The sequence below is a fragment of the Stenotrophomonas sp. NLF4-10 genome, from assembly GCF_022359915.1.
Taxonomy (GTDB): Bacteria; Pseudomonadota; Gammaproteobacteria; order Xanthomonadales; family Xanthomonadaceae; genus Stenotrophomonas; species Stenotrophomonas daejeonensis.
This window is the reverse complement of sequence record NZ_JAKSEE010000003.1, coordinates 1,704,026-1,719,540: the sequence shown is the minus strand read 5'-3', so window position 1 is coordinate 1,719,540 and position 15,515 is coordinate 1,704,026. Positions and strand designations below refer to the sequence as shown.

The 15,515-nt window shown below is 68.8% G+C and carries 9 protein-coding genes; 3 read left to right on the top strand and 6 right to left on the bottom strand.

Annotated elements, in window-relative coordinates; genetic code table 11:
* Positions 1-235: 235 nt before the first annotated feature.
* A complete protein-coding gene (locus MIC98_RS08110) occupies positions 236-3,004 on the top strand; it encodes a TonB-dependent receptor (RefSeq protein ID WP_239736783.1) in 2,769 nt (922 codons plus the stop codon).
* 614 nt (positions 3,005-3,618) lie between these two features.
* Here MIC98_RS08110 and MIC98_RS08105 read toward each other — a convergent pair.
* The gene (locus MIC98_RS08105; RefSeq protein WP_239736782.1) at positions 3,619-5,232 is read right to left on the bottom strand and encodes an alpha-glucosidase family protein; all 1,614 of its coding nucleotides are present in this window, start codon (positions 5,230-5,232) and stop codon (positions 3,619-3,621) included.
* 175 nt (positions 5,233-5,407) lie between these two features.
* On the opposite strand from MIC98_RS08105, the gene MIC98_RS08100 reads away from it, so the two are divergent.
* On the top strand, positions 5,408-6,406 hold the full coding sequence (locus MIC98_RS08100) for a polyprenyl synthetase family protein (protein WP_239736781.1): 999 nt from the start codon (positions 5,408-5,410) through the stop codon (positions 6,404-6,406).
* 29 nt (positions 6,407-6,435) lie between these two features.
* On the opposite strand, the gene MIC98_RS08095 is transcribed toward MIC98_RS08100, so the two are convergent.
* From MIC98_RS08095 to MIC98_RS08075, 5 genes are all read right to left on the bottom strand, one after another.
* Positions 6,436-7,413: an IS110 family transposase gene (locus tag MIC98_RS08095; protein WP_239736780.1), complete on the bottom strand. Its 978-nt coding sequence runs from the start codon at positions 7,411-7,413 to the stop codon at positions 6,436-6,438.
* Between the two features lie 311 nt (positions 7,414-7,724).
* A complete protein-coding gene (locus MIC98_RS08090) occupies positions 7,725-8,522 on the bottom strand; it encodes a dienelactone hydrolase family protein (protein ID WP_057640466.1) in 798 nt (265 codons plus the stop codon).
* Between the two features lie 157 nt (positions 8,523-8,679).
* On the bottom strand, positions 8,680-10,086 hold the full coding sequence (gene murD / locus MIC98_RS08085; protein WP_239736779.1) for a UDP-N-acetylmuramoyl-L-alanine--D-glutamate ligase: 1,407 nt from the start codon (positions 10,084-10,086) through the stop codon (positions 8,680-8,682).
* Positions 10,067-11,527 (bottom strand): UDP-N-acetyl-alpha-D-muramoyl-L-alanyl-L-glutamate epimerase, encoded by a 1,461-nt coding sequence (gene murL / locus MIC98_RS08080; RefSeq protein WP_239736778.1) that lies wholly within the window; start codon positions 11,525-11,527, stop codon positions 10,067-10,069. The genes murD and murL overlap by 20 nt, the downstream gene beginning before the upstream one ends.
* Before the next feature lie 67 nt (positions 11,528-11,594).
* Positions 11,595-14,201: a bifunctional aspartate kinase/diaminopimelate decarboxylase gene (locus MIC98_RS08075; protein ID WP_239736777.1), complete on the bottom strand. Its 2,607-nt coding sequence runs from the start codon at positions 14,199-14,201 to the stop codon at positions 11,595-11,597.
* A gap of 145 nt (positions 14,202-14,346) precedes the next feature.
* Between MIC98_RS08075 and MIC98_RS08070 the strand changes: the two genes are divergently transcribed.
* Entirely contained in the window at positions 14,347-15,204 is an 858-nt protein-coding gene (locus MIC98_RS08070; RefSeq protein WP_239736776.1) for a PhzF family phenazine biosynthesis protein, read from the top strand.
* Positions 15,205-15,515 lie beyond the last annotated feature (311 nt).

Sequence of the window (15,515 nt, the reverse complement as noted above, 5' to 3'; positions counted from 1 at the left end):
CAATGTGCGGCGTGGCCCCGCGATGACAGGCACCACCGTTGCCATCGTTGTCATCGCCGGCTTTCGCCATGCCGGCGCATTGAATACGTATGCAGGCAGGCTCCGCGGCGATGCCCGCTGATTACCATGCATCTCAGTCGCAAACAGGCCTAGCGCATCGGCGACAGACAGCCCGGCACACGCGCCGGGCGCATGAAAACAGACAACCAAGCGACATCACCTGGGAGAGGGGAGAATGTTGAACAGCAAGCGCAATCTGTTGAGCGTGGCACTCGCGTCGGCAATCACGCTGACCATCGCCAACGCACAGGCACAGGACGCCGCCAGCGACACCGCGGCCACCGACAAGGCCGCGGCGGTCGACCTGGAGACGGTGACCGTCACCGGCATCCGCCGTGGCATCGAGAGCGCGATCTCGGTCAAGCGCGATTCCAGCTCCATCGTCGAGGCCGTATCGGCCGAGGACATCGGCAAGCTGCCGGACGTGTCCATCGCCGAATCCATCGCCCGCCTGCCCGGCCTGGCCGCCCAGCGCGTGGCCGGCCGCGCGCAGGTCATCAGCGTGCGCGGCCTGTCGCCCGACTTCGCCACCACCCTGCTCAACGGCCGCGAGATGGTCAGCACCGGCGACAACCGCAGCGTCGAGTTCGACCAGTACCCGTCCGAGCTGATCAGCGGCGTCACCGTGTACAAGACCCCCGACGCCGGCCTGGTCGGCCAGGGCCTGTCCGGCACCCTGGACATGCAGACCGTGCGCCCGCTCAGCTATGGCGAGCGCGTCATCGCCGTCAGCGGCCGCTACCAGAAGAACTCGCTGGGCGAAGCGGCCGGCGTCGATCCCTACGGCAACCGCTTCAACGTCAGCTTCGTCGACAAGTTCGCCGACGACACCATCGGCGTGGCCATCGGCTACTCGCATTCGGACATGGCCAAGCAGGAGAACCAGGTCGGCCTGTACGAGCCGTGGCAGGCCATCGGCGACGGCTGGCGCCCGGGCGTGGACGAAGGCACCTTCTACTCCGACGGCATCAAGGCGCTGCGCCGCACCGGCAACGCCAAGCGCGACGGCGTGATGGCGACCCTGCAGTTCCGCCCGAACAACGCCTGGACCAGCACGCTCGACGCCTTCTACACCAAGGCCAAGGAATACGACACCGCCAACCAGCTGGAAATCCACCTGGGCGACTACAACGGCGGCTACGACCGGCTCAACGTGACCGACGTGGTGGTCAACGACAACGGCAGCTTCGTCAGTGGCGTGGCGCACAACGTCTACCCGCTGGTGCGCGGCATGTACAACCACCGCGAGGACGAGATCAAGGCGTTCGGCTGGAACAACGAATTCAACATCGGCGACGCGCGCCTGACCGCCGACGTCAGCTGGTCCAAGGCCGAGCGCGACGAAATCAACCTCGAGAACAACCTGCAGCTGCTGCCCGCGCCGCAGCTGGACTCGGTGGCGCTCAACTTCGCCGGCGGCAACTTCCCGCAGCTCACCCCGGGGCTGGACTACTCCGACTACAGCAAGCTGTACCTGACCAACACCATCTACGGCTCGGGCTACGGCAAGACCCCGCACGTGGACGACGAGCTGAAGGGTGTCAAGCTGGCGGTCAACTTCCCGGCGCCGGACGGCTTCGACTGGTTCTCCGACATCGACGTGGGCTTCAACTACGCCGACCGCAGCAAGAACAAGACCCAGGCCGAAGGCAACATCAACCTCGGCGCACAGGGCGAGACCAGCATCGGTCCGGAATTCCAGTACAAGCCGGTCAACCTCGGTTTCGCCGGCGTCGGTTACATCCCGGCGTGGAACGTGCCGGCCGCCGTCGCCCAGTACATGACCTTCAACCCGACCACCACCGAGAGCTACCTGATTCCCAAGCAGTGGACCGTGGACGAGGAGATCGCCACCGTGTTCCTGCGCGCCAACATCAACACCCAGATCGGCTCGGTGCCGGTGCGCGGCAACGTCGGCATCCAGGGCCAGCGCGTGGACCAGTCCTCGCAGTCCAACTACTGGGACGACTCGCAACCGGTGGGCAGCCAGGTCATTCCGATCGACGAGGGCAGCAAGTACTTCGAGTTCCTGCCCAGCCTGAACCTGGCCTTCGAGCTGCCGGCCGACAACACCGTGCGCTTCGCACTGGCCCGGCAGGCGGCGCGCCCGCGCGTGGACGAGCTGCGCGCCTCGATGGAGTTCGGCATGGACACCAGCCGGGGCAAGCCCGGCGCCAGCGGCGGCAACCCGCACCTGAAGCCGTGGCTGGCCAACGCGGTGGACCTGTCGTGGGAAAAATACTTCGGCAACAAGGCCTATGTGGCCGCCGCGGTGTTCTACAAGGACCTGAAGACCTACATCTACACCGAGACCCGCGACGGCTACGACTTCACCGACCAGGTGGCGGCATGGCTGAACGTGCCCGCCAATGAAGCGCAGTTGCAGGTGCCGGCGCAAATGACCGGCAACTACAGCGCGCCGTTCAACGGCAGCGGCGGCAGCCTGCGCGGCGCGGAACTGACCGCCTCGTTGCCGCTGGACCTGTTCACCGACGCCCTGCGCGGCTTCGGCGTGGTCGCCAGTGCCAGCTTCAACGACAGCAGCATCAGCATCCCGCCGGACCCGGCCACCACCTCCAGCGTCGGCAGCGACCCGATCATGCTGCCGGGCCTGTCCAAGCGCGTGTACAACTTCACCGCCTACTACGAGAACAGCGGCTTCGAAGTCCGCTTGAACCAACGCAAGCGTTCGGACTTCATCGGCGAGATCGGCAACTTCAACGGCGCCCGCACCCTGCGCTACGTCAAGGGCGAGAACGTGCTGGACGCGCAGGTCGGCTACAACTTCGGCGACGGCACCGCGCTCAAGGGCCTGAGCCTGTTCCTGCAGGCCAGCAACCTGACCAACTCCAAGTACGAGACCTACGCCGGCACCAAGGACCGGCCGCTGGAAACCGTGGAGTGGGGCCGCAGCTACCAGGTCGGCGTGAACTACAAGTTCTGATCCGGGCGCCGGTCGTTCCGCAACACCCAGGCCCGCTGCTCACGCAGCGGGCTTTTTCGTGGGCGCGCTTCCGGTAGTGCCGGCCGCTGGCCGGCAACTGCAATGGCAATGATTCCCGAGGCTACCGGCCAGCGGCCGGCACTACCCTCTGCCCGACAAGCATGTCGGCAGGTGCCGGTAGGTGCCGGTAGGTGCCGGTAGGTGCCGACCGTTGGTCGGCACACCGCCCAATCAACGACAGGGCGCTCTCGTAGATGCGGGGCTTGCCCCGCATGGGGCGTTCCCGATACATGCCCCTCTCCCCTCGGGGCGAGGCCGCACGGCTTGCGCGCCACCGGCGCGCGTGCGGTTGGGCGCCCACGCCGCTGGCGTGGGCCGGGGCGCGGAGCGAGGGGTTGGGGTGAGGGGCAATGGAGTCACGATGGTTCAACCATCATGGACTCCGCTCGCCCCTCATCCGCCCCCCGCCTCCGCGGGGGCAGGCTCTTCGGGCACCTTCTCCCGAAGGGAGAAGGGAAAATCAGTACCGGGCAAGCCCGGCACCTACGGCAGGCTTCTCCAAACAAAAAGGGCGGAGATTCCTCTCCGCCCTTGCTTCATCATCAGCGAACCAATCAGCCGCGCCGCGCGCAATACACCGCATGCGCTGGCAACACCAGCTCAGCATCTTCCACCTGCCCCGCCACCGGACCGGGCAGTTCCAATGCCTGCCACGCACCTGTCGGCAACGCATGCCGCACCGGTGCGGCGGAAAGGTTGAACGCCAGCAGCAGGGTTTCACCCTTCAGCGAACGCTCGAACATCAGCACCGGCTCGGCACTGTCGAGGAAGCGGATGTCGCCCCTCACCAGTGCCGGCTGCGTCCTGCGCCACGCCATGAACGCACGGAACGCATGCAGCACCGAACCTTCGTCCGCCTCCTGCGCCTGCACCGACGATGCGCGATGCTCGGCCGGGATCGGCAGCCACGGCTTGCCGCTGCTGAAGCCGGACCGTTCCGCGCCGGTCCACGGCATCGGCGTGCGGCAGCCGTCGCGGCCCTTGAAGTTCGGCCAGAAGGTGATGCCGTAGGGATCCTGCAACGCCTCGAACGGCACCTCGGCCTCGCCCAGTCCCAGCTCTTCGCCTTGATAAATGCACACCGAACCGCGCAGCGAACACACCAGCGCGGCCAGCATCTTCGCCATCGCCGGGTCGGCCGGCGCACCGCCCCAGCGCGTCACCGCGCGCTGCACGTCGTGATTGGACACCGCCCAGCACGGCCAGCCGTCGAGCATGGTCGCTTCCAGCTTCTCCACCGTGGAACGGATGTAGCCGGCGCTGTAGTCGTCCACCAGCAGCTCGAAGCTGTAGCCCATGTGCAGGCGGCCCGGCGCGGTGTACTCGGCGGTGGTGGCCAGCGAATCCTCGGAGGAGATCTCGCCCAGCGTCACCGCGCCGGGGTACCGGTCCAGCAGCGCGCGCAGGCGCTCGAGGAAGCCGATGTTCTCCGGCCGGGTGTTGTTGTAGTAGTGGTACTGGAACGCATACGGGTTGTCCGGGCTGAAGCCGCGGCCGACGCGCTCGCTCTCCGGCTTGGCCGGGTTGTCGCGCAGTTGCGCGTCGTGGAAGCAGAAGTTGATCGAATCCAGGCGGAAGCCGTCGACGCCGCGGTCCAGCCAGAACTTCACGTAGTCCAGCGTCGCCTGCTGCACCGCCGGATTGTGGAAGTTCAAATCCGGCTGCGAGGACAGGAAGTTGTGCAGGTAGTACTGGCGGCGGCGCGGCTCCCAGCGCCACGCCACGCCACCGAAGATCGACAGCCAGTTGTTCGGTGGCGTGCCGTCCTCGCGTGCGTCGGCCCACACGTACCAATCGGCCCTGGGGTTGTCGCGGCTCTCGCGGCTTTCCCTGAACCACGCGTGGTCCACCGAGGTGTGGCTGAACACCTGGTCGATCATCACCTTCAGGCCCAGCGCATGCGCCTTGGCCAGCAGCCGGTCGAAGTCGTCCAGCGTGCCGAACAGCGGGTCCACGTCGCGCTGGTCGGCGATGTCGTAGCCGAAATCGGCCATCGGCGACTTGAAGAACGGCGACACCCAGATCGCGTCCACGCCCAGCGAGGCGACGTAGTCGAGCCGGTCGATGATGCCCGGCAGGTCGCCGACGCCATCGCCGTCGGTATCCAGGAAGCTGCGCGGGTAGATCTGGTAGATGACGGCGCCCCGCCACCAGGGAGTGTTGGACATCGAGCGCCCCTCCGGGCTGTGCGTGCCCGCGACGGGGCATGGATGAACCTCGCCAGCTTAGCGGCGGCCCTTCCGCCGTGGAGCGCAGTGCATACGTATTCACGGCGAAACCGGCCGATCCTGCCCCCGTCGGCGGCACCGCCTATAATCCGCCGACCCCCCTCGACGCCACCGCATGAGCACCGCCGAAGACCGCCGCCCCGCGCTGGGCCTGCCCGCCATCCAGACCCTCGCCGCCGCGGACATGGCCGCCGTCGATGCGCTGATCCGCCGCCGCCTGTCCTCGGACGTGGTGCTGATCAACCAGATCGCCGACCACATCATCTCCGCTGGCGGCAAGCGCCTGCGGCCGATGCTGGTGATGCTGGCCGGCCATGCCGCCGGCAACTGCGGCGCCGACCACCACCAGCTGGCCGCGATCATCGAGTTCATCCATACCTCCACCTTGCTGCACGACGACGTGGTCGACGAATCCGACCTGCGCCGCGGCCGCAGCACCGCCAACGCGCTGTGGGGCAACGCGCCGAGCGTGCTGGTGGGCGACTTCCTGTATTCGCGCAGCTTCCAGCTGATGGTGGAGCTGAACCGGATGGAGGTCATGCAGATCCTCGCCGACACCACCAACCGCATCGCCGAGGGCGAAGTGCTGCAACTGCTGCACGTCCACAACCCGGACACCGACGAGGCCGCCTACCTGCGGGTGATCGAGCGCAAGACCGCGGTGCTGTTCGCCGCCGGCACGCGGTTGGGCGCGCTGGCCGCCGGTTCGGGCGAGGCCGTGCAGCAGCAGCTGTACGACTACGGCATGGCGCTGGGCTACGCCTTCCAGATCGCCGACGACGTGCTGGACTACTCGGCCAATGCCGAGGACCTGGGCAAGAACCTCGGCGACGACCTCGCCGAAGGCAAGGCCACGCTGCCGCTGATCCACGCGATGGCGCACTCCGACGCCACCGTCCGCGAGCGCCTGCGCGAGATCGTGCAGGACGGCGACGCCGGCGCGATGCCGGAAGTGCTGGCGGCGATCCACGCCACCGGCGGGCTGGAATACAGCCGCAAGCGCGCGATGGAGTACGCCGATGCCGCCGAACGCGCACTGGACGGCCTGCCGGAAAGCGAGGCGGTCGCCGCCCTGCGCGGGCTGGCGCGCTACGCGGTCGCGCGCGATCACTGAGTTGCCTGTCTCCGTAGATACCGTCTTGCTTAGGCGTGTGCAATGGCCTTTCGGGGATCGAAGGGCGTAGCGGACTTGAGCACCCCCCAGACGATGTGCAGGAGCTTTCGCATCAAGGCGCAGAGGATGAGCTTGGGTGGCTTGCCCCGTTCGGCCAGTCGCTGGGCAAAGGCGGCCAGCACGGGGTTGTGGCGCTTGCCCACCAGGGCCGGCATGTAGAGCTTGGCGCGCAGTGTGGCATTGCCGACACGCGAGATGCGGACCTTGCCTTCGTGCGTGCCGGACTGCCGGCGGGCTGGATTCAGCCCGGCATGGGCCACGATCTGGCCCACGTCGCTGTACTGGTTCAGCTCGCCCAGACACGCCAGCAGGAAGGCGCTGGTGGTGCCGGAGATGCCCGGGATGGTGGTAAGCAGGTCACGCCGTCCGCGCAGGTCCGGGTCATTGTCGATGTGCTCGTTGATCGCCTTCTCGATCTGGGTGATCTGCTGTTCCAGCGTCGCCACGACCTGGCCGATGCTCGCGGCCAACGCCGCATGGGTGCTCTCCAGCCGATTGAGCTCCATCTGCCGCATCTGCTTGAGCTCGTCCCGTCGGCGCACCAAGGCCCGCAACGTGCGCTCGACCGGTGTCGGCGGCACGTAGGGATGAAGCCGGTCCGGCTCCTGCAGGCGCGACTGCAAGAACCGGGCGATGAGCTTGGCATCGGTCCGGTCGGTCTTGGTCCGCAGCAACTCGCTCTGGCCGTAAGCCTTGATCTGCGCCGGATTGACCACGTAGACGGTGACCCCGGCCGCGACCAGCCGCTCGGCCAGCGCCTCGTGGTAGATACCCGTGGCTTCCATGCCCACCGCCGCTTCCGGGGCGTGAGCCTGTCTCCAGGCCAGCAGTTGTTCCCAACCCGCGGCGGTGTTGCCGAGCTTGCCCCGGGTGCGGTACTTGCCCTGCCCCAGTGGCAGGGCGATGTCGAAGGTGGCCTTGGCCACGTCGATGCCTATCACCTGCATGTCTCTGTCTCCTGCTGTCGAACCGGATACAGTGACCGCCTGGCTTGCCCTTGTTCGTGCTGGCTCTCGCAAAAGCGGGCCGAAGATACCGTTCAAGCTCCAGGGCGGAAAAGGGTTCCGATGTGCCGGATCTACGGTGCGAGCTCGAAGGCTCAAGTGCGGAGACGGCATCATCGGAACCTCCCGGATCACTCCGGGGAAGTCTGCCTGATCGGGGCAGGCTTCAAGACACAAGATGCGGGGCTTGCCCCGCATGAAGCATTACCGGGGAAGTCCCCATGCGGGGCAAGCCCCGCATCTACGGTTGACGCTCAATCGCCCAGGCGTTCTTCCAGGAAGTCGCCCAGCATCTTCCACGCCCGCTTCGCCGCGCGCGGGTCGTACATGCAGCCCGGCGGGCTGTTGGCGTCGGATTCGGCGAAGCAGTGCACCGCGCCGCTGAAGTTGACGAACTGCCAATCGGCGCCGGCTGCGTCCATCTCGCTGCCGAACCCGGCGATGTCCTCGGCGCTCACGCCACGGTCGGCCGCGCCGTTGAGCACCAGCATCGGCACCTTGCCGCTGTCCGCCGCGGCCGGCATCGGCGAAGCCAGGCCACCGTGCAGGCTGACCACGCCCGCCAGCGGCAGGCTGGCGCGCGCCATCTCCAGCACCGTGCTGCCGCCGAAGCAGAAGCCGACCGCGGCGATGCGCGTGGCATCCAGCGGGGCAGTGCCGGCCTGCGCCTTCAACGCATCCAGTGCAGCCTCGGCACGCGCACGCAGGCGGGCGCGGTCCTTCAACAATGGCTGCGCCGCCGCCGCAGCCTCGTCGTTGTCCTTCGGCCGCAGCTGGCTGCCATAGACGTCGGCCACCAGCACCACATAGTCGTCGCCGGCGATCTGCGCGGCCTTGTCGATGGCCGAGGCATTCACCCCGCGCCAGTTCGGCACCATCACCACGCCGGGGCGGCGGGCGTCGCCGGCGTCGTCGTAGACCAGCACGCCGCTGTAGCTGGCCCCGTCCAGTTGCCACTCCACCGGGCGCTGCTGCAGCTTCGCCAGCGCCGGCATCGCCGCCGACAGGCACAGCGCCATCACCGCCAGTTGCCATTTCCGCATCGCACGCATGGGACCGCTCCGGTTGGGGAATGGAGCGAGTCTATGCCGCATCGGCGGCGGCGGCATCCCGCGTCGGGGGCGTAGCCCCGACCTACCCCACCCACGAACCGTAGGTTGGGGCTACGCCCCCGACACGAGACGTGGAACGACCCAGCCCGCTCCGTCGTCAGGCGATGCCCAGCCCCGGGATCGCGCTGATGTCGTCGGGATCGAAGCCGGCCAGTTCGGCGAAGTGGCGGCCGCGCGCGACGTAATCCCGGTACGCACCGAAGCTGGGCGCGCCCGGCGACAGCAGCACCACCCCGCCCTGCGTACCGAGCGCGGTGCGGGCCAATTGCACCGCCTGCGGCAGGTCGGCGGCCGCATGCAGGCCGAAACGGCCCGCATCGGCCAGCGGTTCCAGCAATTCATGAATGCGCGGGCCGTTGGCCCCCATCGTCACGATTTCCACCGGCGCGTTGCCACGCATGTGTTCGGCGAAGTCGTGCCAGTCCAGCCCGCGGTCATGGCCGCCGACCAGCAGCGCGACGCGCTGCCCGGCGAAGCAGTCCAGCGCCGCCAGCGTGGCGTGCGGGGTGGTGCTGATCGAGTCGTTGACCCAGCGCAGGCCGTCGCGCCCGCCCAGCAGCTGCAGGCGGTTGGGCAGCGGGCGGAACGACTGCACCGCCGGCGCCAGCGCCACCGCGTCCAGCCCCAGCGCTTCCAGCGCCGCCAGCACCGCGCACAGGTTGCCGCGGTTGTGGCGGCCGGGCAGCGGCGTGCCAGATGTGTCGAACACCGCCTGCGCGCCGCGGTACACGACTTCGCCGACCATATGCCAGCCCTCGGGCTGGTTGAACCAGACGATCTCGCTGTGCGGCAGCTGCAACGCGCGCAGGTGTTCGTCGGCGGCGTTGAGCACCGCCACGCGCGGGTGGCCTGCGGTCACCAGCGACAGCTTGTCGTCGATGTAGCGCCGTTCGCTGCCGTGCCAGTCCAGGTGTTCGGGAAAGAGGTTGAGCACGACCGCCACCTCCGGCCGCGCGCCACTGCGCGCGACCTCGCCGGTCTGGTAGCTGGACAGCTCCACCGCCCAGTAGTCCGGCGCCGGCTGCGGGTCCAGGACCTCCAGCAACGGCAGGCCGATGTTGCCGGCCAGCGCGGTGCGGTGCCCGGCCGCGCGCAGCAGGTGCGCCAGCAGCGAGGTGGTGGTGCTCTTGCCCTTGGTGCCGGTGACGCACACGGTGTCGCGCAGGTTGCCAGCGGCATCGGCATGCTCGCCGAACCACAGCGAGGTGCCGCCGATGAACTGCGTGCCCCGCGCCGCCGCGGCCAGTGCCTCGGGCTTGTACGGGCTAATGCCCGGCGACTTCACCACCACGTCGAAACGCGACAGCGCTTCGCCGGTGGCGACGGTTTCCACCCGCAGCGCATCACCCACCTCGGCGCGGACGCCCGCGGATTCCGCCTCCGGGCAGAACAGCGTCAGCGGCAGGCCGGGCAGGCGCGTGCGCAGCGCGTGGAAAGCGGCGCGGCCTTCGCGGCCCCAGCCCCACAGCGCGACGCGCCTGCCTTCAAGCTGCGAAATTCGCACGCAGGCGCTCCCACAACGCCGCCGGGATGCGGTGCTCGCCTTCGATGGCCAGCAGCGGCTCGATCCGAAGTTCATCCGCCGCGAGGGTCGGCTGGATCAGGCTGGCGAAACGCTTGACCAGCACGTCCTCCTTCCATTCCGGGCGGGCGGCCAGCGTCGCCAGCGCCGCGCGTGACTCCCTGCCCTCGCCCACGCATTCGAACGGCTTGTGGTCCTGGAATTCCAGCAACGCGTCGAAACCGGCGGCCTGCGCCTCGTCATCCAGCAGGTTGCGGCCGAAGATGCGCACCAGCCGGGTCTTGGGCATGAACGGCGCCAGCGCCAGGAACACGAAGTGGCACTTCGGGCATACCCCGCACCAACGGTTTACCGGCCGCTCGCCGAGGATGTGGAAGTTGCGGTTGCAACTGGAGAAATGGGTGTCGTAGTAATCGGTCCTGGCGAACTGGCGCGCCACCGCCAGCTCCGACAGCGGCCGCAGCAGCGAGTAGTAATGCAGGTCGGCGGCGATGTGCCGCTGCACGTGCTCGCCGAAGGCCTGCTCGAACGCCCAGCCCTTGGACCACTGGTGGTTGACCTCGGCGGTGCCGCTGCCGTCAGGAGCAATGATCTGGCTGCCATAGCTGGCCGAGCGCTCGTTGGAGAACACCACCTGGTCCACGCCCTGCACCAGCGCGGCCAGCACCATGACCGCCGAGTTCACCGCGGTCACCGGGATGTGGCCGTTCCACGCGCCCTGCCGGTTCAACTCGAACAGCTCCGGCGCCAGCGTGCGGCCGATGTTGAGCATCGGCAGGCCGGTGCGCTCGGCGCAGGCGCGGATCAGCTGCGAGCCGCCGATCCAGGTGACGGTCTCGCCGACGCCGGCATGGCGCAGCGCCTCGATGCTGACCAGCGAATCCTTGCCGCCGCCGATGGCGACCAGCGCGTGTTCGCGCAGGCCGAATGCGGGTGCTGCGCTCCCCTCTCCCTCCGGGAGAGGGGTTGGGGGTGAGGGTTCGACAGAAGCAGTATCGGCAAGCGCACCCTCACCCCAACCCCTCTCCCGGAGGGAGAGGGGCTCGACCACCGGCAGCTTGAAGCGTCCGCGCAGGTTCAGGCCATTGCGATAGGCGAACTCGCCCAGCCCGTTGAGGTACACCGCCTCCACCAGCGCGGCGGTATCGGCGTCGATGGCGTAGCCGTCGATGGCCACCTGCTCCGGCACCGCCGCCTTGTAATAGCTCACCCCGGCGATCAGGTGCAGCAACCGCAACGCCTTCTGCACCGCCGCTTCGCGCTCGCCATCGAGCTGGAACGGCGCGCCCGGTACGGTGACGGTTTCGGTCATCTCCGGGCCGTCGTCGAAGGCGTACACCAGCCGCGCCACGCCGGTATCCGCGGCGAAGTCGCAGCGGACGAAGCGGAAGCGGGAAACCTGGTTCTTGTCAAAAGCTGTCATGGCGTATCCGAATCAAGCGAACCGCGGCGCGCGGGCGCGGCGGCAAGGGGCATGCGGGGGGCGGGCGTCACGCATCGTCGATGACGTCCTCGCGCGGCAGGGCGCGGTGGTTGTAGCGGCTGGCCATGCTGTAGCCGTAGGCGCCGGCATCGGCGATCAGCATCACGTCGGCCGGCGCGGTGGTGGACGGCAGCTTCACCCGCTGCGCGAACACGTCGCTGGATTCGCAGATCGGGCCGACCACGCTGAAATCCACGTCGCGCGCATCGTCCAGCCGCGACAGGTTGGCGATGTCGTGCCAGGCGTCGTACAGCGCCGGGCGCAGCAGCGCGTTCATGCCGGCATCCAGGCCGACGCGGCGCACGCCGTCCTTCTCCACCACCTGCGTGGCCCGCGCCAGCAGCACGCCGGCCTCGGCCACCATGAAGCGGCCCGGCTCGATCGCCAGCCGGAACGCCGGGTGCACCGCCTTGATCTCGGCCAAGCCCACGGCCCACGCCTCCAGGTCGAACGGCTCGTCGTCGTCGCTGTACGGCACCGGCAGGCCGCCACCGATGTCGAGGATTTCCACGCTGCCGATGCGCCGCGCGAAACCGGCCATCTCGTCCACCATCTGCTTCCAGTGGCTGCTGTTCTCGATGCCGCTGCCGAGGTGGGCGTGGACGCCGGTGATGCGGATGTCCAGCGCGCGCGCGGCGGCGACGAACTCGTCCACGCGCTGCGCCGACAGGCCGAACTTGGCGTCCTTGCCGCCGGTGTTGACCTTCTTGTGGTGGCCGTCGCCGTGGCCCAGGTCGATGCGCAGCCACAGCGCGCGGCCGCGGAACACCTCCGGCCAGTGGTGCAGCAGCTCGACGTTGTCGACGGTGACGTTGGCACCGCGTGCCAGCACCGCCTCGTATTCGCCGATCGGCGCGAAGCTCGGGGTGAACAGCACGCGTGCCGGGTCGAAGTCCGGCAGCGCGGCGAACACGTGCTCCACCTCGCCCAGCGACACGCACTCCAGGCCGAAGCCCTCCGCCGCCAACGCGCGCAGGATGGCCGGGTGCGGGTTGGCCTTGATCGCGTAGAAACGGCGGTCGATGGCGCCGATCGCCTGCAGCTGGCGGGCGCGCTCGCGCACCGTGGGCAGGTCGTAGACGTAGGCCGGCGTGCCCTGCGCGGCCAGTTCCAGCAGTCGCCGTCGCTTCGCCGGCGCCTGCCACCACGGCACCGGCCGCGGGCGGACGGCGCCGTTGATCTCGCGCCAACGCGGGCCGAACACCTGCTCCTCGTACACCGGCATCGCGCCGCTTTCGATCAGCTCGTCGTGCAGGATCGGCAGCAGCCCGTCGGCATCGGCCTCGTCGATGACGAAGGTCAGGTTCAGGTCGTTGGACGACTGCGAAATCATGTGCACGCGCTCCTTGCCGAACGTGGCCCACACGTCCGAGAGCCTGTGCAGCAGCGAGCGCATGCCGCGCCCGACCAGGGTGATGGCCGCGCACGGCACGATCACCTTGACCTTGCAGATTTCCGACAGGTCGGCCGACAGCGCCGCCAGCACGTCGGTGCTGACCAGGTTCTCCGACGGGTCCAGCGACACGGTGACGTTGGTTTCGGCCGAGCCGATCAGGTCCACCGACAGGCCGTGCCTGCGGAACAGGTCGAACACGTCGGCGAGGAAGCCGACCTGCTGCCACATGCCGATGCCTTCCATCGACACCAGCACGATGCCGTTGCGGCGGCTGATGGCCTTCACCCCCGGCACCGGCTCGGCGCTGCCGTCGATGCTGGTGCCGGGCAGGTGCGAGCGCTCGGTGTCGAGGATCGCCATTGGCACGCCGGCGTCGCGGCATGGCTTGATCGAGCGCGGGTGCAGCACCTTGGCGCCGGTGGTGGCGATTTCCTGTGCTTCGTAATAATCCAGCCGGGTCAGCAGGCGCGCGTCCGGCACGTCCTTCGGGTTGGCGCTGAACATGCCCGGCACGTCGGTCCAGATTTCCACCCGGCTGGCGCCGAGCAGCGCGCCGAAGTAGGCGGCCGAGGTGTCCGAGCCGCCGCGGCCGAGGATGGCGGTGCCGCCGTCGCCGTGGCGGGCGATGAAGCCCTGCGAGATCAGCATGCGCGTGGGCTGCGCCGAGAAGCGCTGCCGGAAACCGGCCTCGCCCTGCCACTGGCAGTTCACCGACAGGCGTTGCGACCACTCGGTCTGGTTCGGTGCCGGCGGCAGTGCGTGCAGCCAGTCGCGCGCGTCCATCCAGCCGAAATCCAGGCCGGTGCTGCGCAGGTAGGCAGCGCCGATGGTCGAGGACAGCAGTTCGCCCTGGCCCAGCACCTCGGCCTGCCATTCCAGCGGGCGGCGGGCCGCGCGCGGGTCGTCCAGCAGCGCCTGCAATGCAGCCAGCCGCTCGGCCAGCACATCGATGCCCAGCTCCAGCTCGGCAAGGAATTCATTGTGGCGGGCGACCAGCGCGGCCACCCGCTCACGGCTGTCGGCGGCGCCATCGGCAATGGCGGTCAGCTCGTTGGTCACGCCCGACAGCGCGGACACCACCACCAGCACCCGGCCACCGGTTTCGTCCGCACGTTTTTTCGCCAGTTCCCCGATCGTGTTCCAACGATGACGACGCGACACCGAGGTGCCACCGAACTTCAGGACGATCCAGCGATCGACGAGGGGGGAAACGGACATTGGCGTGGGGATTCACAGTGGGGGAAAGACCCGGCGGGCGGGCGGAACCACCGATTCTATGCCAAGCCCGGCCCCGCGGCGGCGCCGATTTCGAGCTGCGGCGGCGGCCGGCTATGCTGGCCCTCCCCCACAGCCCGCCATCGCCATGAGCCAACGCCGTTTCCTGCAACTGGACGTCTTCGCCGCCCGCCCCGGCAGCGGCAATCCGCTGGCGGTGATTCCCGATGCCGAGGGGTTGGACGCTGCCGCCATGCAGGCCATCGCCGCGTGGCTGGACCTGTCCGAAACCGTGTTCTTCCTGCCGCCGGATGACGGCGCCGATTACCGCATCCGCATCTTCACCCCAAAGATGGAACTGCCCTTCGCCGGCCACCCCAGCGTCGGCGCGGCGTGGGCGGCGGTGGAACTGGGGCTGGCCACGCCGATCGATGGCCGGCTGGTACAGCAATGCGCCGCCGGCCTGCTGCCGGTGCGGGTGCAGGGCGGCGGTCGCTTTCGCCTGCTGCACGTGCGCAGCCCGCAGGCGGTTCAACGTGAAATCGCCACGCCGGAACTGCCGCCCGGGCTGACCGCGCTGGCCCAACCTGCATCGCAGGCACGGCTCTGGAACAACGGCCCGGACTGGTGGCTGCTGGAAGCGGCCGACGAAACCGCGCTGCGCCGTTACACGCCGGAGCTGGCGGCCATCGCCGCCCTGCCCGCCGGCGGCAAGCTCGCCGTGTTCGCCGCCGCCGCGCGTCCGGACGTCGGCTACCAGTACGCGGTGCGCGCCTTCGCCCCCGGCGTGGGCATCAACGAGGACCCGGTGACCGGCAGCGCCAACGCGCTGGTCGCCGCGCACCTGCTGGAACAGGGCCGGCTCGCACCGGGGCAGCAGTACCGCGCCAGCCAGGGCCGCGAGCGTGGCCGCAACGGCGAGGTCCACGTGCAGGTGGACGAGGAAGGTCACATCTGGATCGGTGGCGAGGTGCAGCCGGTGATCGACGGCCAGATCGACTGGTAATGCTGCTTCCTTCTCCCTTTGGGGTGAAGGCATGTTGCTTGCGAGCCATTGGCTCGCACATGCCTGAACGCCCGGCGCGCTGCGCCGGGCCGGGGCGCGGAGCGAGGTGCCCCGAAGGGGCGGATGAGGGTACGGGCAAAGCCTCGTGCAGTTGAACATTGCGAGGGCTTCGCCCCGTACCCTCACCCCAACCCCCGCTCCGCGCCCCGGCCCACGCCAGCGGCGTGGGCGCTCCAAGACACGCGCACCAATGGTGCGCAAGCCGTGCCTTCTCGCCCCGACGGGAGAGGGGCTTTTATCTCCCCCCTCCC